We start from the raw sequence: 21862 nt of genomic DNA, 5'->3' as shown, positions 1-21862 counted from the left end.
GGGGTTAACACCTTGAGTGACATGGCAAAAAACTTGATTTTGTGGTTGGTCATCGCTGTGGTTCTGATGTCTGTTTTTCAGAGCTTCGGTCCAGGTGATAGTGCTGGCCGTCAAGTCGACTATACAACCTTTGTCCGTGAAATCGGTCAGGATCAGATAAGGGAAGTACGATTCAATGATCGTGAAATTACCGTATACAAACGTGATAACTCGCGATACGTCACTTATCTACCTGTCTATAACGATCAAAAGCTGTTAGACGACCTTATTAACGCTAACGTAAAAGTAATGGGTACACCGCCTGAAGAGCCAAGCCTACTGGCTTCAATCTTCATATCGTGGTTCCCGATGTTACTTCTCATCGGTGTTTGGATTTTCTTTATGCGCCAAATGCAGGGCGGCGGTGGCAAAGGTGCCATGTCGTTCGGTAAGTCTAAAGCTCGAATGATGGGTGAAGACCAAATCAAAACACTGTTTACAGATGTAGCCGGTTGTGATGAAGCGAAAGAAGACGTAAAAGAATTGGTTGACTATCTGCGTGATCCTAGCCGCTTCCAGAAGTTGGGTGGTAAGATCCCAACGGGTGTGCTGCTGGTTGGTCCTCCAGGTACAGGTAAAACGCTGCTAGCAAAAGCCATTGCGGGTGAAGCAAAAGTACCATTCTTTACTATTTCGGGTTCTGACTTTGTTGAAATGTTTGTTGGTGTGGGTGCATCCCGTGTCCGTGACATGTTTGAACAAGCGAAGAAAGCGGCACCTTGTATTATCTTCATCGATGAAATTGATGCAGTCGGTCGTCAGCGTGGTGCTGGTGTTGGCGGTGGTCATGATGAACGTGAGCAAACGCTGAACCAAATGTTGGTAGAGATGGATGGCTTTGAAGGTAATGAAGGTATTATCGTTATCGCTGCAACTAACCGTCCAGATGTTCTTGACCCTGCGCTACTTCGCCCAGGTCGTTTCGACCGTCAGGTTGTAGTTGGTCTACCGGATGTTCGTGGTCGTGAACAGATCCTAAAAGTGCATATGCGTAAAGTACCGCTTGATGGTGATGTAAGACCTGAACTGATTGCACGTGGTACACCAGGCTTCTCAGGTGCCGACCTTGCAAACCTTGTGAACGAAGCTGCGTTATTTGCTGCTCGTGGCAACAAGCGTGTAGTGTCAATGGTTGAGTTCGAATTGGCGAAAGACAAAATCATGATGGGCGCAGAGCGTAAATCAATGGTTATGTCTGAAGACCAGAAAGAATCAACTGCCTACCATGAAGCAGGCCATGCCATTATTGGTCGTTTGGTACCTGATCATGACCCTGTTTACAAAGTGTCTATCATTCCTCGTGGTCGTGCGCTTGGTGTAACTATGTACTTGCCTGAGCAAGATCGTGTTAGCCATTCGCGTGAATTCCTTGAGTCGATGATTTCAAGCTTGTACGGTGGTCGTTTGGCTGAAGAGCTTATCTACGGTGTTGATAAAGTATCGACGGGTGCATCGAATGATATCGAGCGCGCGACTGATATCGCCCGTAAGATGGTAACTCAGTGGGGCTTCTCTGATAAATTAGGTCCATTGCTTTATGCTGAAGATGAAGGTGAAGTATTCCTTGGCCGTTCAGTGACGCAAAGCAAGCACATGTCAGACGACACGGCGAAGCTTATCGATAATGAAGTTCGTACGCTTATTGATCGCAACTATGAGCGAGCGCGTGAAATCCTTGAGCAAAATATGGATATCATGCACGCAATGAAAGATGCGTTAATGAAGTACGAAACGATTGATGCTGGTCAAATTGATGACCTCATGGAGCGTAAGACAGTTATTCGAGCACCAAAAGGCTGGGGTAATGAAGACGACACCATGAAATCTACTGACGAGTCAGTAAAAGAGGAAAAAGCGGAGGAAGCACCAGCGGCTTCTGAAGATACCTCTGAGACTCAACCAGTACAAAATAAAGAAGACGATACTAAGCCTCAGGCTTAATCATCGCTTTGTGATACCAAACCCCGGCTTAGGTCGGGGTTTTTTATTTATGCTGAATAAATAAAACAAATTAACCATAATTTGATACGCCAGTGCGATAATTTGCCAGTGATCGTTAAGGCATGCTTAGGAGCAAGGTTGTGATACTGACCAGCAAGGATAAAACCCTCAATTTGTCGCGCCCTCATACAATGGGGATTCTGAATGTTACGCCAGACTCTTTCTCTGATGGCGGCCAATTTAACCATCTTGATAATGCATTATTCCATGTAGAGCGTATGTTAGATGCAGGCACTAGCATCATTGATATTGGTGGTGAATCAACCCGGCCAGGCGCTGCTGATGTAGAGCTAGATCAAGAGTTAGACCGTGTTGTCCCTGTGATTGAAGCGATACGCCGACGCTTTGACTGTTGGGTGTCAATTGATACGAGCAAGCCCCAAGTAATGGTTGAGGCGGTGAGTGCGGGCGCAGATTTGATCAATGATGTGCGGGCACTGCAAGAGCAAGGCGCATTGCAAGCAGCGGCTAGTACTGGTGTACCTATATGTTTGATGCATATGCAAGGGCAACCACGTACAATGCAAAGCCAGCCAAGCTATCAGGATATTATCGCCGATGTGGGTGATTTTCTTACTGAGCGAGTCAATGCTTGTGAGCAGGTAGGCATTTCGCGTAGCCAGCTTTTACTTGATCCCGGCTACGGCTTTGGCAAAACATTAGAACATAATTACCAATTGCTTGCGCAGTTGGATAAATTTCATCGTTTTGGATTACCCTTACTGGTTGGGATGTCGCGTAAATCGATGATTTTTAAATTACTCAATAAACAACCTGCTGACTGCCTGGCGGGCAGCCTCGCTTGTGCGGCAATTGCCGCAATGAAAGGCGCACAAATCATCCGAGTACATGATGCTCAGGAAACCGTTGATGTGTTGAAAGTGTGCGAGATGACGCTGTCGCAAGGGTAAGTGCTTATTCACTTACCAGTAGGGTGAGCAAATAAATGATAAATTGGCTAGGAGCGAATAATGTCTGAACGTAAGTTCTTTGGTACTGATGGAATACGCGGTTTAGTTGGGCAGGCCCCAATTACACCTGATTTTGTTTTGAAACTTGGATGGGCTGCTGGCCGTGTATTGGCGAAGCAAGGCACCAAAAAAGTTATCATCGGTAAAGATACGCGGATCTCGGGCTACATGTTGGAATCTGCGCTAGAAGCAGGTTTAGCGGCTGCAGGTCTACAAGCTGCTTTCACTGGTCCAATGCCAACGCCAGCGGTTGCCTATTTAACGCGTACATTCCGCGCGGAAGCAGGAATTGTTATTTCCGCCTCTCATAACCCATATTATGACAATGGCATCAAATTCTTCTCATCTGAAGGTACCAAGTTACCAGATGAAGTTGAACTAGCAATTGAAGCTGAAATGGAAAAGCCGTTAACCTGTGTTGAATCGGCCATGCTAGGTAAAGCTTACCGTATCAATGATGCGGCAGGGCGTTACATTGAGTTTTGTAAAGGCACCTTCCCTAGCAAGTATGATCTGGCTGGCTATAAAATTGTGGTTGACTGTGCCCATGGTGCAACGTACCACATTGCGCCGAACGTATTTAAAGAGCTGGGTGCAGAAGTGGTCACTATTGGTTGTGAGCCAAATGGTACCAATATCAACGATAAAGTGGGTGCGACTGATGTTGCGGCACTGCAAGCCAAAGTGTTGGAAGAAAAAGCCGACTTTGGTATCGCGTTGGATGGCGATGGCGATCGCGTGATCATGGTTGACGAGGAAGGTAACAAAATCGATGGCGATCAAATTGCCTATATCGTTGCTCGTGATGCGTTACGCCGTGGAGAGTTGAAAGGTGGCGTAGTTGGTACCCTTATGACCAACTTGGGCATGGAAAATGCCTTGAAAAACCTCGGTATTCCATTTGTACGCGCTAACGTTGGTGACCGCTATGTGATGGAAGAGCTGAAAAAGCATGGTTGGCTAATTGGTGCTGAGAATTCAGGCCATGTTATCTTGCTGGATAAAATTACAACCGGTGATGGCATTGTTGCAGGTTTGCAGATTATGGCCTCGATCGTTGGGAGCAAGATGACACTGAAAGAGCTGGCTGATGGCATGACCATGTACCCGCAGGTGTTAGAAAATGTTCGCTTTGCTGGTGAAGCGAACCCGCTGGAATCTGACGCGGTACTTTCTGCTCAGGCGGCAGCAGAAGCTAAACTTGGTGATAAAGGGCGCGTGTTACTGCGTAAGTCTGGTACAGAGCCTTTGATCCGAGTGATGGTAGAAGGTGAAGATGCTGAGTTAGTACAATCATCAGCTTTAGCCATTGCTCAAGCCGTGAAAGATAACTGCTAAATAGCATAAAATCTTATCTTTAATGCCGGCTTTGCTTATTTATTGGACAAGTGATTCACTGTTATGACTTTTTGTCTAAATTTTACTTGTCAGTAGCGGTGGCTTTCGCTAGTATTTGTCCCGCTCCTTAATTAAGGGGTGCGCTGGCGGTGCTAAAGTAAAGTCGGCACAATAATTTAACCATAGGTGGAACCCATGTACGAAATTCTACTTGTGATTTACCTGGTTGCTGCGCTTGGTGTTATTGGCCTAGTCTTGGTTCAACAAGGTAAAGGCGCAGATATGGGAGCTTCATTTGGGGCTGGCGCATCAGGAACACTGTTTGGCGCAAGCGGCTCTGGAAACTTCCTGACCCGAATGACTGCAGTTTTTGCAACTGTGTTTTTCATTATTAGCCTTGTTCTTGGTAACATGAGCACGAAAAATGCCACACAGACCAGCGGTTGGGAAGACCTAAGTGCCCCAGCAACTGAGCAAGCTGTAGAAAAAACTGAGAATGCACCTATAAATAGCGACATTCCTCAGTAATTAAAGATTTAGCCGAGATGGTGAAATTGGTAGACACGCTAGCATGAGGTGCTAGTGCCGCAAGGTGTAGGGGTTCAAGTCCCCTTCTCGGCACCATTATTCTGGTTACTTGAAAGAGTAACATCTGAGCGTTATAATCGCTTTCAGATTACGGACGCGGGGTGGAGCAGCTTGGTAGCTCGTCGGGCTCATAACCCGAAGGTCGTCGGTTCAAATCCGGCCCCCGCAACCACTTTCCGAAAAAACGACTATCCTATTAAGGACGTATGTTTTTTCTATCACAGCTCAGTGTTGTGATAATCAGGGTCCAGTGATAAAAAACCCCGTAATTCGGGGTTTTTTATTATCTGAAACATGACCATTCAGGTATCTACTGGGCTTTTAGCCCTTTTTTTGTTTCCGGGGGGTTGTTTTGACAGCTTTAGAGATGCAATTGACCGAACTGCTTGAGGCGCCGGTAACGGCAACTGGCTTTGAGTTGGTCGGTTTGGAATTTATTCGTGCCGGTGAGCACTCAACACTACGCGTTTTTATTGATCATGAAGACGGTATTAATGTTGATGCTTGTGCCGAAGTTAGCCGTCAGGTTAGCGCAGTAATGGATGTTGAAGATCCAATCACTGTTGCTTATAACCTGGAGGTATCTTCCCCTGGTCTTGAAAGGCCGCTATTTAAAGCCGCACATTACCAACAGTTTATTGGCCACGAAGTCAGTCTAGTGTTGAAAATGGCGATGGATAACCGTCGCAAGTGGAAAGGTGACATCGTTACCGTTGATGGCGAGCTCGTTACGCTAAAAGTTGATGGCAATGAAGAAACATTTGCACTAAGCAATATTTCCAAGGCCAACCTGGTTCCAAAATTCTAACCGCTAAATTGGGGCATTAGAAATGAACAAAGAAATCTTGGCTGTCGTTGAAGCGGTATCCAACGAAAAAGCTGTTCCTCGTGAGCGTATCTTCGAAGCACTCGAGATTGCACTAGCAACAGCAACAAAGAAAAAAAGCGAAGCAGAAATTGAAGTACGTGTTGAAATCGACCGTAAAACGGGCGAATTCATTACTTACCGTCGCTGGAAAGCAGTTGAAGAAGTAACTCAGCCTACGCTAGAGATCACTTTAGAAGCTGCGCAGTATGATGATGAAACCATTGAACTTGACGATTTCGTTGAAGACGAAATTGAATCTGTAACGTTTGACCGTATTACGACTCAAACGGCTAAGCAGGTTATCGTGCAAAAAGTACGTGAAGCTGAGCGTGCACAAATCGTTGAGCAGTTTATTGACAATGAAGGTGAGCTAATCACTGGCATAGTCAAGAAAGTTAACCGCGATGCTGTTATCATTGACCTTGGTAACAATGCAGAAGCTGTTATCCAGCGTGATGATCAGCTACCTCGTGAAAACTTCCGTCCGGGTGACCGTGTGCGTGGCCTACTGTATGCAGTTCGCCCTGATGCACGTGGCTTTCAGCTATTCATGACGCGTTCAAAAGCTGAAATGCTGATTGAGCTATTCCGTATTGAAGTGCCAGAAATTGGCGAAGAAATGATTGAACTAATGGGCGCAGCTCGCGATCCTGGTTCTCGTGCGAAAATTGCTGTTAAAACTAACGATAAGCGTATTGACCCTGTGGGTGCGTGTGTTGGTATGCGTGGCGCACGTGTTCAAGCTGTTTCTGGCGAGCTTGGCGGCGAGCGTATTGATATCGTACTTTGGGACGAAAACCCAGCTCAGTATGTTATCAATGCAATGGCGCCTGCTGAAGTTAGCTCTATCATCGTTGATGAAGACAACCACACTATGGACATCGCTGTTGAGAAAGATAATCTTGCTCAAGCAATCGGTCGTAGTGGTCAGAACATTCGTCTAGCTTCTCAGCTTACTGGCTGGGAACTGAATGTGATGACAGTTGAAGATTTACAGAAAAAACACCAAGAAGAAGCGCAAGAGTCTATCGAGCTATTCGCTAAGCATCTTGATGTTGATGCAGACTTTGCAACAGTTCTTGTTGAAGAAGGCTTCACCACGCTAGAAGAAATTGCTTATGTGCCAGTGGCTGAACTAATGACCGTTGAGGGCTTAGATGAAGACACTGTAAATGAACTGCGTAGCCGTGCTAAAGAAGCACTGACAACGCTAGCTCTTGCTCAGGAAGAATCTTTTGAAGGCGTTGAACCAGCAGAAGATCTTCTTGGTCTTGCCGGCCTAGAACGCGAAATTGCGTTTAGATTGGCCGCAAAAGGTGTTTCAACACTGGAAGACTTGGCTGACCAAGGTACTGACGATATCTCTGATATCGAAGGGCTTGATGAAGCTAAAGCGGGTGAGCTAATTATGGCTGCTCGTAATATTTGTTGGTTCAGTGACGAAGCATAAAATTCATTACGCAAGGGAGAAGCAGCATGTCAGAGGTTACAGTTAAAGCATTAGCCGAGGAAATTGGTACGCCGATTGACCGTGTGCTTCAACAGTTTGCCGATGCTGGTATCAGCAAGAAAGCTGAAGAAAGCGTAAGCCAACAGGAAAAACAGACGTTGTTAGCCCACCTGAAGAAAGAGCATGGTGGTGATAGCAGCGCTGGTGAGGCTCCTACACGCCTTACTCTGCAACGTAAAACTCGAAGCACGCTGAGTGTTTCGGGTACAGGTGGCAAGAATAAAAGTGTTCAGGTAGAAGTGCGCAAAAAGCGTACCTACGTTAAACGTTCTGCGCTTGAAGAAGAACAGCGTGCCGCAGAAGAAGCTAAGCGTGAGGCCGATGATGTGGCAGTTCGTGAAGCGGAAGAAGCAGCTCAACGTGCAGCCGAAGAAGCTGCCAAGCGTGAAGCAGAAGAGCAAGCGAAGCGTGAGGCTGAACTAGCCGCACAGCGCGCCGCTGAAGAAACGCGCTTAGCTGACGAAAAAGCTAAGCATCAAGCAGAACAGAAAGCTGAACTTAGCGCTGAGGAACAGCAGCTACGTGAAGCTCAAAATAAGCGTTTAGCTGAAGAAAAAGCAAAACGCGCCGCCGCTGATGAACAGGCTAAGATTGATGCCGAGGCGCTCCAACGTCGCCGGGAAGAGGAAGCCAAGCGTAAAGCCGAAGAAGAAAGTCAGCGTCAGCTAGAAGAGGCACGCAAGATGGCAGAAGCAAACGAAAAGAACTGGTCAAAGCCTGATCAGGAAAAAGGTAATATGGATAAAACAGACTACCATACTACGACGTCTAGCTACGCACGCGCAGCAGAAGACGAACAAGATCGTAAAGAAGAAGGTGGTGGTACTACCCGCCGTCGTAAGAAGAAAAAAGCGGGTCCTAAACAAGACAACCGCGGTGGTCGTAACCAACGTGGCCGCAAGCCACAGATGACCAAACCAACTTCGATGCAGCACGGTTTTGATAAATCAGCTACCGTAGCTAAGCAAGATGTTGTGATTGGCGAGACTATCGTCGTTTCTGAACTTGCTAACAAGATGTCTGTAAAAGGCGTTGAAGTTATCAAAGTGATGATGAAGATGGGTGCAATGGCAACCATCAACCAGGTTATTGACCAAGAAACTGCAGCACTTGTTGCAGAAGAAATGGGTCACAAAGTTGTTCTTCGTAAAGAGAACGAACTAGAAGAAGCAGTACTATCTGACCGTGATGCAGATCTAGCTGTTGTTCCTCGTGCACCTGTTGTTACTATCATGGGTCACGTTGACCATGGTAAAACATCTACACTGGATTACATTCGTAAAGCACACGTTGCTTCTGGCGAAGCCGGTGGTATTACCCAGCACATTGGTGCATACCATGTTGAAACTGACAACGGTATGATCACTTTCCTTGATACTCCTGGACACGCCGCGTTTACCGCTATGCGTGCACGTGGTGCTCAAGCGACAGATATCGTTGTTCTTGTTGTTGCTGCTGATGATGGCGTTATGCCACAAACAGTTGAGGCTATCCAGCACGCGAAAGCGGCAGGCGTTCCTCTGATTGTTGCAGTTAACAAAATCGATAAAGAAGACGCGAACCCAGACAACGTTAAGAATGAGCTAGCTCAGTACGATGTTATTCCTGAAGAGTGGGGCGGTGAGAACATGTTTGTTCACATCTCTGCGAAACAAGGTACTAACATTGATGGCTTGCTAGAAGCTATCTTGCTTCAGTCTGAAATTCTTGAGCTGACAGCAGTTGAAGAAGGCATGGCTAGCGGCGTTGTTGTTGAATCTCGCCTTGATAAAGGTCGTGGTCCAGTTGCAACTGTACTGGTTCAATCTGGTACGTTGCGTAAAGGCGATATCGTGCTTTGTGGCCTTGAACACGGTCGTGTTCGTGCTATGCGTGATGAGCTTGGTCAAGACATCGAGACTGCGGGTCCTTCGATCCCAGTAGAAATCTTAGGCCTATCTGGTGTTCCTTCATCTGGTGACGAAGCAACAGTTGTTCGTGATGAGCGTAAAGCTCGTGAAGTTGCGCTTTACCGCCAAGGTAAATTCCGTGACGTGAAACTAGCACGTCAACAGAAAGCGAAACTAGAGAACATGTTCTCTAACATGACTGCTGGTGAAGTTGCTGAGCTTAACGTTGTACTGAAAGCTGATGTACAAGGTTCTGTTGAAGCGATTGCTGATTCACTACTTAAACTGTCAACTGACGAAGTTAAAGTTAACATCGTTGGTTCTGGTGTTGGTGGTCTAACCGAGACTGATGCAGTACTTGCTGCAGCATCAAACGCTATTCTTCTTGGCTTCAACGTTCGTGCTGATGCATCAGCGCGTCGTACGATTGAAAACGAGAACCTTGACCTACGTTACTACTCAATCATTTACCAATTGATTGATGAAGTGAAATCGGCAATGGGCGGTATGCTTGCTCCTGAATTCAAACAGGAAATCATCGGCCTTGCTGAAGTTCGTGATGTATTTAAGTCACCTAAGATTGGTGCTATCGCGGGCTGTATGGTTACTGAAGGCGTCATTAAGCGTAACAATCCTATCCGCGTACTGCGTGATAACATTGTTATCTACGAAGGTGAGCTAGAATCACTACGTCGCTTCAAAGATGATGTTCAAGAAGTTAAGAATGGCTACGAATGTGGTATCGGCGTTAAGAACTACAATGATGTTCGCGTTGGTGACCAAATCGAAGTATACGAAATTGTTGAAATCCAGCGTACTCTTGACTAATACTCAGAGATAACAAGCTGTTTTATAACAAATGATTTATGGGGAGCTTCGGCTCCCCATTCTTTCAAGAGAGTTTTCTCTAAGAGAGGAATTGAATGTCTAAAGAATTTAGCCGTACTCAGCGCGTTGCTCAGCAACTGCAAAAAGAGCTAGCGGTGATCCTACAGCGCGAGCTAAAAGACCCACGTATCGGTATGACGACTATCTCAAGTGTCGACGTATCTCGTGATATGGGTTATGCGAAAGTGTACGTTACCTTCCTGACTATTGGTGAGCAAACACCAGAAGGTAGCCTAGAAGTACTACGTGAAATGGCACCATACATTCGCTCATTGCTCGGTAAGCAAATTCGTCTACGTGTAACGCCAGAACTGACGTTTATCTACGACCAATCGCTAACTGAAGGTATGCGTATTTCTAATCTGGTATCAAAAGCTGTGCGTGACGATGAAGATCGCCGCGGCGACGAACCAGAAGCAGAAGGCGAGGAATAAAGCATGGCACGTCGTCGTAAGGGCCGTCCAATTGACGGTGTAATTCTGGTGGATAAGCCAACGGGCATTAGTTCAAATGATACGCTTCAAAAAGTGAAGCGCATCTTTTTTGCTCAAAAAGCCGGCCATACAGGTGCGTTAGATCCTTTAGCGACGGGCATGCTGCCGATTTGTTTTGGTGAAGCAACCAAGTTTTCGCAGTTTTTGTTGGATTCAGATAAGCGCTACCGTGTAGTCGCTAAACTGGGTGAGCGAACAGATACCTCTGACTCTGATGGTGAAGTGGTACAAACGCGTGATGTGAAAGTTGACCGCGGCCAACTTGAGCGCTGTATTGCTAAGTTTCGTGGTACAACCGATCAGATCCCATCCATGTACTCGGCACTGAAGTACCAAGGCCGTAAATTGTATGAATATGCCCGTGAGGGGATTGAAGTACCACGTGAATCACGCAAAATTACGGTTTACTCGCTGGAGTTGTTGCGTTTTAGTGACAATGAGGTTGAGATGGAACTGCATGTGTCAAAAGGCACCTATATCCGTACCATCGTCGACGACCTTGGAGAAATGTTAGGTTGCGGCGCACACGTTACTTATTTACGTCGCACGGGAGTGTCTAATTTCCCAATGGATCGCATCATGACCATTGAGCAACTAGAGGCACTATTTGAGCAAGCGAAAGCCCAAGGTATTGAGCCTGGCGAGCTGCTTGACCCGTTAATGTTACCAACGGATACCGCGGTACAAGACTTACCAGAAGTGAATATTACCCCAGCATTGGCAGTATTTATTTTAAATGGTAATCCAGTACAAGCTGGTCGTGTACCCGCTGAAGGTACACTTGTACGTATTACGGTTGCAGATAAACGTGAGTTTATTGGTATTGGTACAATTGATGCTGATGGTTTACTCGCACCAAAACGTGTGATGGCCAACAAGCAAAGCGAGTCGTGATACTGGCAGCTTTCTTTGTAACTGCATGACAGCTAATTATTTCGTTGATTAATGAGAGCAGAATATCCGTTAAAGATATTCTGCTCTTTTGTTTCTCATCCTTTTCACTCGAATATTCGCTTGTAGTCATGCTGACCTCCAAGTATAATCCGCGGCTTGGGTGCCGGCTGAATCAGAGATTGGCGGCACAAATTAAAACATTTAGTATTAGGAAGAGTTATGTCTCTGAATGCAGAAACTAAAGCAGCAATCGTTGCTGATTACGCGCAGTGCGAAAACGACACTGGTTCACCAGAAGTTCAGGTTGCTTTGCTAACAGCACAGATCAACCACCTTCAAGGTCACTTTGCTAACCACAAACACGACCACCACAGCCGTCGCGGTCTACTACGTATGGTTTCTCGTCGTCGTAAGCTTCTAGATTACCTTAAAGGTAAAAACCTAGATCGCTACCAAGACCTAATCAAGCGTCTAGGCCTACGTCGCTAAGATTGCTTTCAGAAAGGAGCCGAATGGCTCCTTTCTTTTTATCTAAGTACTTTATTTAGTAATTGCACGAGTCGTTTTCGTCGACCTTAAGGTCGCGGCTAATGACAGTTCTTCCAAAGTTGGAGAGTTTTCATTAGTCGCGATGCGTGAAATTACCGTAAAGTGCCTTTCATCACATGACGCTTTTCCTTGTGTCAGATATACTTAACGGCGCAAATAGAAAGCGGAATTAATTTAAGGAAATTCACGTGAATCCTATCGTAAAGACTTTCCAGTACGGTAACCACACAGTTACCCTTGAAACTGGTGTAATGGCTCGTCAGGCTACTGCAGCTGTTATGGCTAGCATGGACGATACTTCTGTATTCGTTTCTGTTGTTGGTAAGAAAGCGGCAGTTGAAGGCCAAGACTTCTTCCCACTTACAGTAAACTACCAAGAGCGTACATACGCTGCTGGTAAAATCCCTGGTGGTTTCTTCAAGCGTGAAGGTCGTCCTTCTGAAGGCGAAACACTGACTGCACGTCTGATTGACCGTCCAATCCGTCCGCTATTCCCAGATGCATTCAAAAACGAAGTGCAGGTTATTGCGACAGTGGTTTCTGTAAACCCTGACGTAAACCCAGACATGATCACGATGATCGCAACGTCTGCCGCGCTTGCAATTTCAGGCCTACCGTTCAATGGTCCTATTGGTGCAGCTCGTGTTGGTTATGTTAACGATCAATTCGTTCTTAACCCAAGCAACACAGAACTAGAAGAAAGCCGTCTAGACCTAGTTGTTTCTGGTACTAAAGACGCCGTTCTGATGGTTGAATCAGAAGCTGATCGTCTGTCTGAAGAAACAATGCTACAAGCTGTTGTTTACGGTCACGACCAGCAACAAGTTGTTATCAACGCAATCAACGAGTTTGCGGCTGAAGTAGCGACACCTGCATGGGATTGGACTGCTCCAGTAGTTAACACTGAGCTTAAAGCCCTTGTTGCTGAAAAAGCAGAAACACGTCTATCTGACGCGTACCAGATCACTGAGAAGATGGCACGTTACGACCAAGTTGGCGCAATCAAGAATGACGTTGTTGAAGCGCTTCTTGGCGAAAACGAAGAACTTGACGAGCGCGAAATTCGCGGCATGTTAAGCTCGCTAGAGAAAAACGTTGTACGTAGCCGCATCATTGCTGGCAACCCACGTATCGACGGCCGTGAAAAAGACATGGTTCGTGCGCTAGACGTACGTACTGGTGTACTTCCTCGTACACACGGTTCTTCTTTGTTCACTCGTGGTGAAACTCAGGCGCTTGTTACGGCTACGCTTGGTACACAACGTGATGCTCAAATCATCGATAGCCTAATGGGTGAGAAGAAAGATCACTTCCTTCTACACTACAACTTCCCTCCATACTGTGTAGGTGAAACTGGTTTCGTTGGTTCTCCTAAGCGTCGTGAAATTGGTCACGGTAAGCTAGCTAAGCGCGGTATTGCTGCGGTTATGCCAACAGTTGAAGAATTCCCATACACAGTACGTGTTGTATCGGAAATCACAGAATCTAACGGTTCATCTTCAATGGCTTCTGTATGTGGTACTTCTCTAGCACTTATGGATGCTGGTGTGCCAATCAAAGCGTCTGTTGCGGGTATCGCAATGGGTCTTGTGAAAGAAGGCGACGATTTCGTTGTTCTTTCTGACATCCTAGGTGACGAAGATCACCTTGGTGACATGGACTTTAAAGTAGCGGGTACTGACGACGGTATCACAGCTCTTCAGATGGATATCAAAATTGAAGGTATCACTCAAGAGATCATGCAGATCGCTCTAAACCAAGCTAAAGGTGCACGTAAGCACATTCTTAGCGTGATGGACGATGCGATCGGTACTCACCGTGATGATATCTCTGAGTTTGCACCTCGCATCCACACGATGAAAATCAACTCTGATAAGATCAAAGATGTTATCGGTAAAGGTGGCGCAGTTATCCGTGCACTTACGGAAGAAACTGGCACGACGATTGAAATCGAAGATGACGGTACTATCAAGATTGCAGCAACCGAAGGTACTGCAGCGAAAGAAGCTATCCGCCGTATCGAAGAGATCACTGCTGACGTTGAAGTTGGTCGTATCTACACAGGTAAAGTAATGCGTATCGTTGATTTCGGTGCGTTCGTATCTGTTATCGGTGCGAAAGAAGGCCTAGTACACATTTCTCAAATCTCTCAAGAGCGTATCGAGAAAGTTGCTGATCACCTAGAAATGGGTCAGGAAGTACAGGTTAAGGTTCTTGAAATCGACCGTCAGGGCCGTATCCGTCTAAGCATGAAAGAAGCACAAGCTGATCAGAACCCTGCTCCAGCAGGCGAAGCGAAGCCAGAAGCATAAGTCTTTTTTCTAAAAGCATGATATAAAGGGGCTATTGAGCCCCTTTTTTATTGCTATTGCTTTTGTATGCCCTTGTATTGCCCTGTATGGTATATGCTAGAGATAGACTTAGAAGAGTCAGTTGTATTCACCCTAGGGAGAACTGCATTGATTGCAAACAGGATAAAAATCGCATGTCTGGCATTAGTCTTTATGCTGGCAGGCTGTTCGTCACCTAATACTCAATGGACCCAGCCTCCGATGGCTGTCCCATTCCAGCCTACGATTCAGCAGCAAATTCAGCTCGCGCGAATTGATCAGTTATTAAAGCGTGACGATTTAGATAACCAAACGTTGGCTCAAGTTTATTATGAGCGTGGCTTATTACATGACAGCCTAGGGCTGCGTGATTTGGCACGACTGGACTTTAATCAGTCATTATCACTCAAACCTGATCAGCCTGATGTGTTTAATATTCTTGGTGTCTATTTTACGCAAAGTGCCCATTTTGATGCCGCCTATGAAGCATTTGATTCAACCCTTGAGCTGAATGTTCGTCACCCTTTTGCCCAGCGAAATCGAGGTATTGCATTATATTATGGGGGACGCTACGAATTAGCCTTTGATGATCTTAATGCGCATTATCAGCAGGATGTTAATGATCCCTATCGGGTTATTTGGTTGTATCTTACTGAGTTAGAGCAAGATGAAGCGACCGCATTAGAAAAGTTACGCATCCGTTATGAAGCCAGTGATAAGCAAGATTGGGGCTGGCAAATTGTGCGCTACTATCTAGCAGATATCACTGAGAGTGACTTTTTGCGCCAGATAGCCGTAGAGAGCGAAGGCAATGATATGTTGGCTGAGCGTTTAACCGAAGCGTATTTCTATATGGGTAAAATCTACCATTACAACCAAGATTACCCTGCGGCATTGATGCTATATAAACTTACGTTAGCAGGTAATGTCTATGAGTTTGTTGAGCATCGTTTTGCGACATTAGAACTAAGCCGCTTGATGATTGAAGCCAATAAAGAACAACTCGTGACCACACCAGTCAATGAGGTTGAAGGCGAGTAATTATTGATTGCGAAATGCTAAAAAGCCGCGAAATATCGCGGCTTTTTTAGGTCTCAACTGACATAGTCAGGCTTTGCTAAGAGGTTTTAGCTAGTCACTTTACTCTATGTTTAACCCCGCCACATTATGCCAGTAGCCATTACAGTGATGGCCCCCTTCAAGCGGGTGCTGAATCGCACTGTTTTTGTTTGAGCGGAAGTCATCAACCAAAGACAGCGTATCAATACCAAGCGGACTTAAACGCACCACATCGACCAGCTCGGCCATACCTTTTTGGTCGTTAATCAGGTTATAGCAGTAACCCGATTGAGTCTGAATACCATTTAACGTGAAGATTTTTTGCTCTTCCTGGCTGTTAACCGTGATCCCTGTCGGGTACTTAATACAGCAGGTTTCACAGTCGTCTTTCGCTTTGTCTTCTGCGCGAGCAGTAAAACAGCGCGCCGAGTAGGCGAGTGGTAAATAGCCATAGCTGAAGACCTCGGTTTCAAACTTATCGCGAATACCTATTGCTTCACACTCTTTGACAACGTTGTGTAGCCATTCGCGTGACAGTTCGACAGGCATACACCAGCGAGTCATCCCCTTTTTTAAAAATAGGTTCAGGGTTTGTGCGTTGTAGCAATTTACCGCCGGCCCTACCACAAAAGGAACCTTTGATTCGTGCGCCAGCTGGATGGCGGAAACATCGTTGGCTTCAACAATGAAATCGCCGTTATCAATGTATTTTTTCATCACATTGACTTCGCTTGGTGCTTCTAGCAGTGCCATGGTCGATAACACAACTTGCTTGCCTGTGGCAGAGATGTCTTTGGCAATCTCTAACCAATGAGCGGGCTTCATCTCACGGCGCTTAGAGCACACAGTTTCGCCTAAGTAGATGATATCGCTATTACTGTTTTTTGCTTGCTGATAGAAATCTTCAACGTCGGTTTTCGGCCAGAAATACAAGAGAGGGCCAAGGGAATATTTCATGCTGGCTCCTTTATTGCCATTTACGGTGGTAAGCACCGAGTGTCGTTTGCTTACCTTCTGAGACATTGCCTAAGCAACTGTTCCAAGCGGGTTCAACGCTGTAGTTTTCAGGATCTGCTTTATAGCGATCAATCGCTGCGCGCCATGTGCGTGTTACCTGTTCAACATAGGCAGGGCTACGCTGACGTCCCTCGATTTTTACCGATGAGATATTGGCTTTAAAAAGCTCAGGTAAAATTTCAAGGGTATTCAAGCTTGTTGGCTCTTCGAGTGCATGGAAGCGACGATTTTCGCCATCAATATTGATGTCAAAACGGCCTTTGCATAAGGTCGGATACCCCGCATTTTCGCCGTTGACATAGCGGTCGATCAACACTTCATTCAGGCGAGACTCTAACCCTGTTGCAGTTTCTTGCCAGCGAACATATTTAGCTGGCGAGCAAGCGCCGACCGTATTCGGGGATTCCCCTGTCATGTATGACGAAAGGTAGCAGCGACCTTCCGCCATAATGCATAAACTACCAAAGGCAAACACTTCAAGGTCGACATCGGTATTACGTGCCAGCTGCTTCACTTGGTGAATAGACAGGACGCGAGGTAGCACCACCCGTTTTACATTGAAATTCTGTTTGTAGAAATCAATGGCTGCCGTATTGGTGGCAGAAGCTTGTACTGATAAATGCAGCTCGAGATCAGGGTACTTCGTTGCCGCATACTCAAGCACGGCAATATCAGCCACAATTAGCGCATCAACCCCCATAGCGGCCGCATTATCAACGGCATTACGCCAGCGTTCAAAGCCGTCAGGGTGGGCAAAGGTATTTAATGCAACGTGCAGTTTTCTGTCGTGATCACGTACGTATTGCACAGCTTTTTCGAGTTTGCGACCTGTAAAATTGAGTCCTGCAAAATGGCGCGCGTTAGTATCATCTTTAAAACCGATATATACCGCATCAGCACCGTTATCAATGGCAGTTTTCAGCGCGGGCAGGTTACCAGCGGGGCAAAGTAGCTCCATATTGTTTTTATCTACCAGTGTGGAAGTAAAGTAATGGAACAAATAGTAGGGGGCGAGGTGCCCCCGTGTTTTGATATCAGGCAGGTTTTGTTGATTTAGAACAACTTATTTTGCATTTTTACCACAAAGGATTATATGCCAACTTAGTGGCGTGCGTGCTTGTGCAAAATGGCCTCAATTTCATTTTTTGGCGCGGGTTTATAGAAGTGAAATCCCTGAATTGAATTGCAGTTCAGATTGGAAAGTAAGGTGGCTTGCTGGCGAGTTTCGACGCCTTCAGCAACCACACTCATGTTGAGCGATTTACCTAAATTAATAATATTTTCAATTAAGGTGACCTGTTTGGGCACACTCTCAATGTCTTTGATAAAGGCGCGGTCAATTTTTAGCTCATCTAATGGAAAGCGGGCGAGATAAGATAATGAGGAATAGCCAGTGCCAAAGTCATCGATGGAAAGGGAGAACCCCTGTTTTTTAATCGCGTTAAGCATTTGAATGGTATGTTCACCATCGCTCATTACGGCGCTTTCAGTCAGCTCAAAGGTAATATCGTTCGGGTTAACGCCTGTGGCTTTACGTAATTTATCGACAAAGGCGATAAGGTTGGGATTGCCAAATTGTTGCGGCGATAAATTAATAGCCACTTTACCGTTTAAGATTCCATGATCTTTCCAAGATTTGACCGTGGTGAAAACCTCGCGCATTACCACTTGGCCTAGCTGTTCGATAAGCCCTGAGCGCTCTGCGACCGGGATAAACTGTGCAGGGCTGATGTAACCTTCGACAGGGTGTTTCCAGCGCACCAGTGCTTCTGCACCATCGATAGCAAAATCTCGTGCGTTGACTTTGGGTTGGTACCAGACTTCCAGACCATTATTTTGCAGTGCTTTTTGTAGTTCAATTTCAAGCCAGAGCTGCATTCTTGCTTCTTTGTTCATTTCCTCACTGAACTTAACTAACCGGTTTCGCCCCCGATTTTTCGCCTCATACATGGCGGTGTCGGCATTTTGCAGCAAAATGCGTGCATCGTTGCCATCGCCTGGGTAGCTAACCATGCCAATGGAGCAGGCAAGGTGTTTACTAAAATGGTGCAGGTCGAAAGGTTGGTTGATCAGGGAAATAATTTGCTGGGCAGTGAGATCGCCAGTACGGGCATGCTCTGGGTTGGGTAGTAGTACGCCAAATTCATCCCCACTGAGGTGGCCGAGAACGGCGTTCTCAGGTAATTGTTGCTTGAGTCGTTGAGAGATCTCTTGCAGCACTCGGTCCCCAATATGATGGCCGAGTGAATCGTTAATGTTCTTGAAGTTATCAATGTCCAAGTAAAGCATCACGAGTGAGGTCTTCTCAGTAATGAGTTGCTCTAAATGGCGGCTGAAGCCGTGTCGATTATAAAGACCAGTGAGTGCATCGGTTTGAACCAGTTGATCTACCTTTTCTTGCTCCATTTTTATTTGCGGTGAATCTTTCTGTGCTTGCAGCAAGAATAACTTCGCTGGAGAGTTTAGTTGGGTAATGTCTGATGCGGTAAGTAAGAGTGCTCGACCCGGATTATTTTCCGTATTGGTGTGGCAGCTTCGCGTTTCACCTTGGCTCAGCTTATTAATTTGGCTGCCAAGTTGGCGCTTGTTCTGACTATCAATGAGTAACCGGCCCAACTCTTCGCCTTTTAGATCGCTTGCTGAGCTAAACCCCAGTAACTCCGCCGCTTTGGGGTTGGCATTAATGATGGTATTTCCTTCAACGATGCAACTGCCATCGGTGATCATTAAATTTAATTGCTGTAATTGGTTCTCCATTTCATGCAATGAATTAACCAGTACTTGCCGCTCAGAGGTGTCGGCACAGTGAAGTACAATATGGCTGATATCACCAGCAGAATTGCGAATGGGCGCAAGGCTGAAATGCATGCTACTGTCATGGCGGTTGTCATTGAGTACTACTTCACTTTCAACGCTCTCCCCATTGAAGGCGCGTTTATAATAAGGGCGCATGGATTGGTAGAAAGCTTGGCCTAGTACATCAACATCATTACGGCCAACCAGCTCATTACGCTCTAATCCACTGACTTCGCAATAGCGGTTATTCACAACCAAATAATCATGGTTAGGATCCAGCACCGCAAAAAGAAACGGGCTGTTGTCAGTCAGTAAAGGGAACCAATAATTGAGTTGCTCTGTTGGCATGGGCGGTAACGTATATCCGTATTTTGCTGCTTAATTGAAAATTAGGCGGCAAGTGTATGTTGTTGGTTACTATAACCCGTGTTTTAATCGCATTTCCAAACTTTGTATAGACAGACGCATTTTTTTTGACTCACGGCATAAAACAGCTGCCTACTCTTGCCATACAATCAGTAGATAGGTGCGACCCATACAGGAAAAAACACAGTGATAGCTCAACTTAGAAAACACTTGGTACAGCATGCTCCGTCAATTTTACGCGTACCAGCAAAGCTGACCCCATTTCCAGTACAAAAGAAAGTCATGCTGGAAGGTTTGGCAATGGTATTCAAAGAAGCCCTTGAAGATGGTGACTTTGAGTTTCTAGAAGATCGCTGGTTAAAGGTTGAAGTGAGAGACTTGAATCTGAAGTGGTTTATTAGCTATCAAGATGAGAAGCTGGTTGTCTCTGAACATATTGAACAAGAAGATGTGAGTTTCAGTGGTGAATGCAATGATCTGGTATTAATTGCAGCACGCAAAGAAGATCCTGATACACTGTTCTTCCAACGTCGTCTTCGGATTGAAGGTGATACCGAGCTTGGCTTGGAAGTGAAAAACCTGATGGACAGTATCGATTTGGATTCACTGCCATCCCCTGTCAAATTTGTATTGCAGCAGTCGGCAGACTTCATTCACAAAGGGATGCAAGCGTCAGCTGAGCAAAAAGAGGTTATGAATGCTCATTAGAACCGAAGCGCCAGCGGATATATTGCCGATTGATGCACTACTGAAATCTGTTTTCGAGACCGACGCAGAAGCTCAACTTGTGATGAAACTGCGAGAAAACGGCAAACGGACATTATCGTTGGTGGCTTGCAGTGATGAGGGGGAAATCCTTGGTCATTTGTTTTTTAGCCCAGTAACCTGTGATGGGGTTGATGATAATTGGCAAGGGCTGGCCCCGCTCGCAATAAAAGCTGAGTACCAGCGTCAAGGCATTGGCCAAGCGTTAATGGAAGAAGCCAAGCTGATGTTAGCCGACTTTGGCTACCCGGTTGTTGTGGTGTTAGGCCATAGTGACTATTACCCGAAGGTGGGTTTTGTTAAGGCCTCCGATCATGGCTTAGCGTCGACTTATCCGGTACCCGATGAAGCATTTATGGTGCTTGAGTTGATCCCGAATACATTAGGTGATCGAACCGGAACAATTGCCTATTGTGAAGAGTTCGCTGATGTGTAAACGTCGTAGATAGGCACTGGCAAAAAATACCACCATTCGGTGGTGTTTTTTATTGGTGGGCAATTCCGTTTAATAATAGATCTGGTAGTATCGCCTCTCAAGAAGCGATACCCAATAGGATATGACTGGATGAAACAGCGTAACTTACAGCTTATGCAGGAGATGGGGCTGACTTACTGGCAGATCCGTAAGCCTGCTTTTTATCCGGACATGGAAATACCAAGCATTGACTTACCTGAGGCGTGTAAACTGCTTTTTGTGTGTGACGATGAGCTAGATGACCATGATAAATGGTTATTTGGTAAAATTCTTAGCAGCATGAAGCTGACAGCAGAACAAGCATTATGTTTACCGCCTTCAGCGATTGAGCAAGTTCGAGAACACCATTTAACCTGGTGTTGGGTGGCAGGCTGTGAATCGCCACACCTTGCGGGTTGTCAGCTATTGACGTCCGTATCGTTAAAACAGATGCATACCAATCCCGCAAGTAAAAAAGCCTTATGGCAGCAGATTTGTTCTTATGACACATAATATTGTTTCACTCGAGCCACATCATTTGGATGATGTTTGGCGTATTGAGCAGGCTGCTCACATGTACCCTTGGGCAGAATCGATGATCCGCAAAGCGCCCAATAAAATTGCGGCCAATTATGGGTTTGAGGTTGATGGTCAATTAGTCGGCTATTGCTTTGGGCAGCTGGTGGCTGGTGAAGCAACATTGCTAAATATCGCCATTGATCCGGCTTTTCAAGGCAAAGGATACGGAAGGTTATTACTGGAAGGATTTCTTTCACAGCTTGAGTCAAAAAATGCCCAAGACGTGTGGTTAGAAGTGAGAGCCAGCAATCAGCGTGCTTATCAATTGTATGAAGCTTTAGGTTTCAATGAAATAAACCGCCGTGAAGGCTATTACCCTGGGCCAAATGGCCGTGAAGATGCCCTGATCATGACTTACATGATGATGTAGGCGGGCGGTTTAAGCTATTTTACGCTGCTGCCTAGGGTGTTAGCACTGTCTCTTTGGCTGGCGTTTGCGTATAATTCCGCCATCTTTGGGCTCAGTA

General features: G+C 45.9%; 19 protein-coding genes and 2 tRNA genes. 18 read left to right on the top strand and 3 right to left on the bottom strand.

What is annotated here, in order from left to right:
- The first annotated feature begins 21 nt into the window (after positions 1 to 21).
- The 14 genes from ftsH (at position 22) to nlpI (ending at position 15400) form a co-directional block, all read left to right on the top strand.
- A complete protein-coding gene (ftsH, locus tag L4D09_RS05015; RefSeq protein ID WP_428456399.1) occupies positions 22 to 1980 on the top strand; it encodes an ATP-dependent zinc metalloprotease FtsH in 1959 nt (652 codons plus the stop codon).
- Positions 1981 to 2102: 122 nt separating this feature from the next.
- Positions 2103 to 2951: a dihydropteroate synthase gene (gene folP, locus L4D09_RS05010; RefSeq protein WP_428456398.1), complete on the top strand. Its 849-nt coding sequence runs from the start codon at positions 2103 to 2105 to the stop codon at positions 2949 to 2951.
- Positions 2952 to 3011: 60 nt separating this feature from the next.
- Entirely contained in the window at positions 3012 to 4349 is a 1338-nt protein-coding gene (gene glmM / locus L4D09_RS05005) for a phosphoglucosamine mutase (RefSeq protein ID WP_428456397.1), read from the top strand.
- Between the two features lie 195 nt (positions 4350 to 4544).
- Positions 4545 to 4877 (top strand): preprotein translocase subunit SecG, encoded by a 333-nt coding sequence (gene secG, locus L4D09_RS05000; RefSeq protein WP_428456396.1) that lies wholly within the window; start codon positions 4545 to 4547, stop codon positions 4875 to 4877.
- Positions 4878 to 4888: 11 nt separating this feature from the next.
- Positions 4889 to 4973: transfer RNA gene (locus tag L4D09_RS04995), tRNA-Leu, on the top strand.
- A gap of 59 nt (positions 4974 to 5032) precedes the next feature.
- A tRNA-Met gene (locus tag L4D09_RS04990) sits at positions 5033 to 5109 on the top strand.
- A gap of 180 nt (positions 5110 to 5289) precedes the next feature.
- Positions 5290 to 5745: a ribosome maturation factor RimP gene (gene rimP, locus L4D09_RS04985; protein WP_428456395.1), complete on the top strand. Its 456-nt coding sequence runs from the start codon at positions 5290 to 5292 to the stop codon at positions 5743 to 5745.
- 22 nt (positions 5746 to 5767) lie between these two features.
- A complete protein-coding gene (nusA, locus tag L4D09_RS04980) occupies positions 5768 to 7255 on the top strand; it encodes a transcription termination factor NusA (RefSeq protein WP_428456394.1) in 1488 nt (495 codons plus the stop codon).
- Between the two features lie 26 nt (positions 7256 to 7281).
- Entirely contained in the window at positions 7282 to 10032 is a 2751-nt protein-coding gene (infB, locus tag L4D09_RS04975; RefSeq protein WP_428456393.1) for a translation initiation factor IF-2, read from the top strand.
- A 95-nt stretch (positions 10033 to 10127) separates the two neighbouring features.
- Positions 10128 to 10526, top strand: a complete 399-nt coding sequence (rbfA, locus tag L4D09_RS04970; protein ID WP_428456392.1) for a 30S ribosome-binding factor RbfA — start codon at positions 10128 to 10130, stop codon at positions 10524 to 10526.
- A 3-nt stretch (positions 10527 to 10529) separates the two neighbouring features.
- Complete coding sequence (gene truB, locus L4D09_RS04965; RefSeq protein WP_428456391.1) at positions 10530 to 11480, top strand: tRNA pseudouridine(55) synthase TruB; 951 nt, start codon at positions 10530 to 10532, stop codon at positions 11478 to 11480.
- Between the two features lie 219 nt (positions 11481 to 11699).
- Positions 11700 to 11969 (top strand): 30S ribosomal protein S15, encoded by a 270-nt coding sequence (gene rpsO / locus L4D09_RS04960; RefSeq protein WP_006646210.1) that lies wholly within the window; start codon positions 11700 to 11702, stop codon positions 11967 to 11969.
- A 248-nt stretch (positions 11970 to 12217) separates the two neighbouring features.
- Positions 12218 to 14341: a polyribonucleotide nucleotidyltransferase gene (pnp, locus tag L4D09_RS04955; RefSeq protein ID WP_428456390.1), complete on the top strand. Its 2124-nt coding sequence runs from the start codon at positions 12218 to 12220 to the stop codon at positions 14339 to 14341.
- Between the two features lie 147 nt (positions 14342 to 14488).
- Positions 14489 to 15400, top strand: a complete 912-nt coding sequence (gene nlpI, locus L4D09_RS04950; RefSeq protein ID WP_428456492.1) for a lipoprotein NlpI — start codon at positions 14489 to 14491, stop codon at positions 15398 to 15400.
- Positions 15401 to 15499: 99 nt separating this feature from the next.
- Here the strand turns inward: nlpI and L4D09_RS04945 are convergent, their stop codons facing one another.
- From L4D09_RS04945 to L4D09_RS04935, 3 genes are all read right to left on the bottom strand, one after another.
- The gene (locus L4D09_RS04945; protein ID WP_428456389.1) at positions 15500 to 16375 is read right to left on the bottom strand and encodes a U32 family peptidase; all 876 of its coding nucleotides are present in this window, start codon (positions 16373 to 16375) and stop codon (positions 15500 to 15502) included.
- Between the two features lie 10 nt (positions 16376 to 16385).
- The gene (ubiU, locus tag L4D09_RS04940; RefSeq protein WP_428456388.1) at positions 16386 to 17393 is read right to left on the bottom strand and encodes a ubiquinone anaerobic biosynthesis protein UbiU; all 1008 of its coding nucleotides are present in this window, start codon (positions 17391 to 17393) and stop codon (positions 16386 to 16388) included.
- Between the two features lie 143 nt (positions 17394 to 17536).
- Positions 17537 to 19579, bottom strand: a complete 2043-nt coding sequence (locus L4D09_RS04935; protein WP_428456387.1) for a sensor domain-containing protein — start codon at positions 19577 to 19579, stop codon at positions 17537 to 17539.
- A 204-nt stretch (positions 19580 to 19783) separates the two neighbouring features.
- Here L4D09_RS04935 and ubiT point away from each other — a divergent pair, with 204 nt between their 5' ends.
- From ubiT to rimI, 4 genes are all read left to right on the top strand, one after another.
- Positions 19784 to 20305, top strand: coding sequence for a ubiquinone anaerobic biosynthesis accessory factor UbiT (gene ubiT, locus L4D09_RS04930; protein WP_428456386.1), 522 nt, complete (start codon positions 19784 to 19786; stop codon positions 20303 to 20305).
- Entirely contained in the window at positions 20295 to 20798 is a 504-nt protein-coding gene (locus L4D09_RS04925; RefSeq protein ID WP_428456385.1) for a GNAT family N-acetyltransferase, read from the top strand. Before ubiT ends, L4D09_RS04925 begins: the two co-directional genes overlap by 11 nt.
- 129 nt (positions 20799 to 20927) lie before the next feature.
- The gene (locus L4D09_RS04920) at positions 20928 to 21329 is read left to right on the top strand and encodes a DNA polymerase III subunit psi (protein WP_428456384.1); all 402 of its coding nucleotides are present in this window, start codon (positions 20928 to 20930) and stop codon (positions 21327 to 21329) included.
- On the top strand, positions 21319 to 21765 hold the full coding sequence (gene rimI / locus L4D09_RS04915) for a ribosomal protein S18-alanine N-acetyltransferase (protein WP_428456383.1): 447 nt from the start codon (positions 21319 to 21321) through the stop codon (positions 21763 to 21765). The genes L4D09_RS04920 and rimI overlap by 11 nt, the downstream gene beginning before the upstream one ends.
- Positions 21766 to 21862 lie beyond the last annotated feature (97 nt).

The organism is Photobacterium makurazakiensis, from assembly GCF_050336715.1.
Taxonomy (GTDB): Bacteria; Pseudomonadota; Gammaproteobacteria; order Enterobacterales; family Vibrionaceae; genus Photobacterium; species Photobacterium makurazakiensis.
The sequence above is the reverse complement of the archived record's forward strand: the minus strand, read 5'-3'. Positions and strand labels throughout refer to the sequence as shown.

What these genes read in the sequence shown, in the direction of transcription:
- ftsH (WP_428456399.1), top strand. Translation starts at nt 22, where the DNA reads ATGGCAAAAAACTTGATTTTGTGGTTGGTCATCGCTGTGGTTCTGATG.
- folP (WP_428456398.1), top strand. Translation starts at nt 2,103, where the DNA reads ATGCTTAGGAGCAAGGTTGTGATACTGACCAGCAAGGATAAAACCCTC.
- glmM (WP_428456397.1), top strand. Translation starts at nt 3,012, where the DNA reads ATGTCTGAACGTAAGTTCTTTGGTACTGATGGAATACGCGGTTTAGTT.
- secG (WP_428456396.1), top strand. Translation starts at nt 4,545, where the DNA reads ATGTACGAAATTCTACTTGTGATTTACCTGGTTGCTGCGCTTGGTGTT.
- nusA (WP_428456394.1), top strand. Translation starts at nt 5,768, where the DNA reads ATGAACAAAGAAATCTTGGCTGTCGTTGAAGCGGTATCCAACGAAAAA.
- infB (WP_428456393.1), top strand. Translation starts at nt 7,282, where the DNA reads ATGTCAGAGGTTACAGTTAAAGCATTAGCCGAGGAAATTGGTACGCCG.
- rbfA (WP_428456392.1), top strand. Translation starts at nt 10,128, where the DNA reads ATGTCTAAAGAATTTAGCCGTACTCAGCGCGTTGCTCAGCAACTGCAA.
- truB (WP_428456391.1), top strand. Translation starts at nt 10,530, where the DNA reads ATGGCACGTCGTCGTAAGGGCCGTCCAATTGACGGTGTAATTCTGGTG.
- rpsO (WP_006646210.1), top strand. Translation starts at nt 11,700, where the DNA reads ATGTCTCTGAATGCAGAAACTAAAGCAGCAATCGTTGCTGATTACGCG.
- L4D09_RS04945 (WP_428456389.1), bottom strand. Translation starts at nt 16,375, where the DNA reads ATGAAATATTCCCTTGGCCCTCTCTTGTATTTCTGGCCGAAAACCGAC.
- ubiU (WP_428456388.1), bottom strand. Translation starts at nt 17,393, where the DNA reads ATGGAGCTACTTTGCCCCGCTGGTAACCTGCCCGCGCTGAAAACTGCC.
- L4D09_RS04935 (WP_428456387.1), bottom strand. Translation starts at nt 19,579, where the DNA reads ATGCCAACAGAGCAACTCAATTATTGGTTCCCTTTACTGACTGACAAC.
- L4D09_RS04925 (WP_428456385.1), top strand. Translation starts at nt 20,295, where the DNA reads ATGCTCATTAGAACCGAAGCGCCAGCGGATATATTGCCGATTGATGCA.
- L4D09_RS04920 (WP_428456384.1), top strand. Translation starts at nt 20,928, where the DNA reads ATGAAACAGCGTAACTTACAGCTTATGCAGGAGATGGGGCTGACTTAC.
- rimI (WP_428456383.1), top strand. Translation starts at nt 21,319, where the DNA reads ATGACACATAATATTGTTTCACTCGAGCCACATCATTTGGATGATGTT.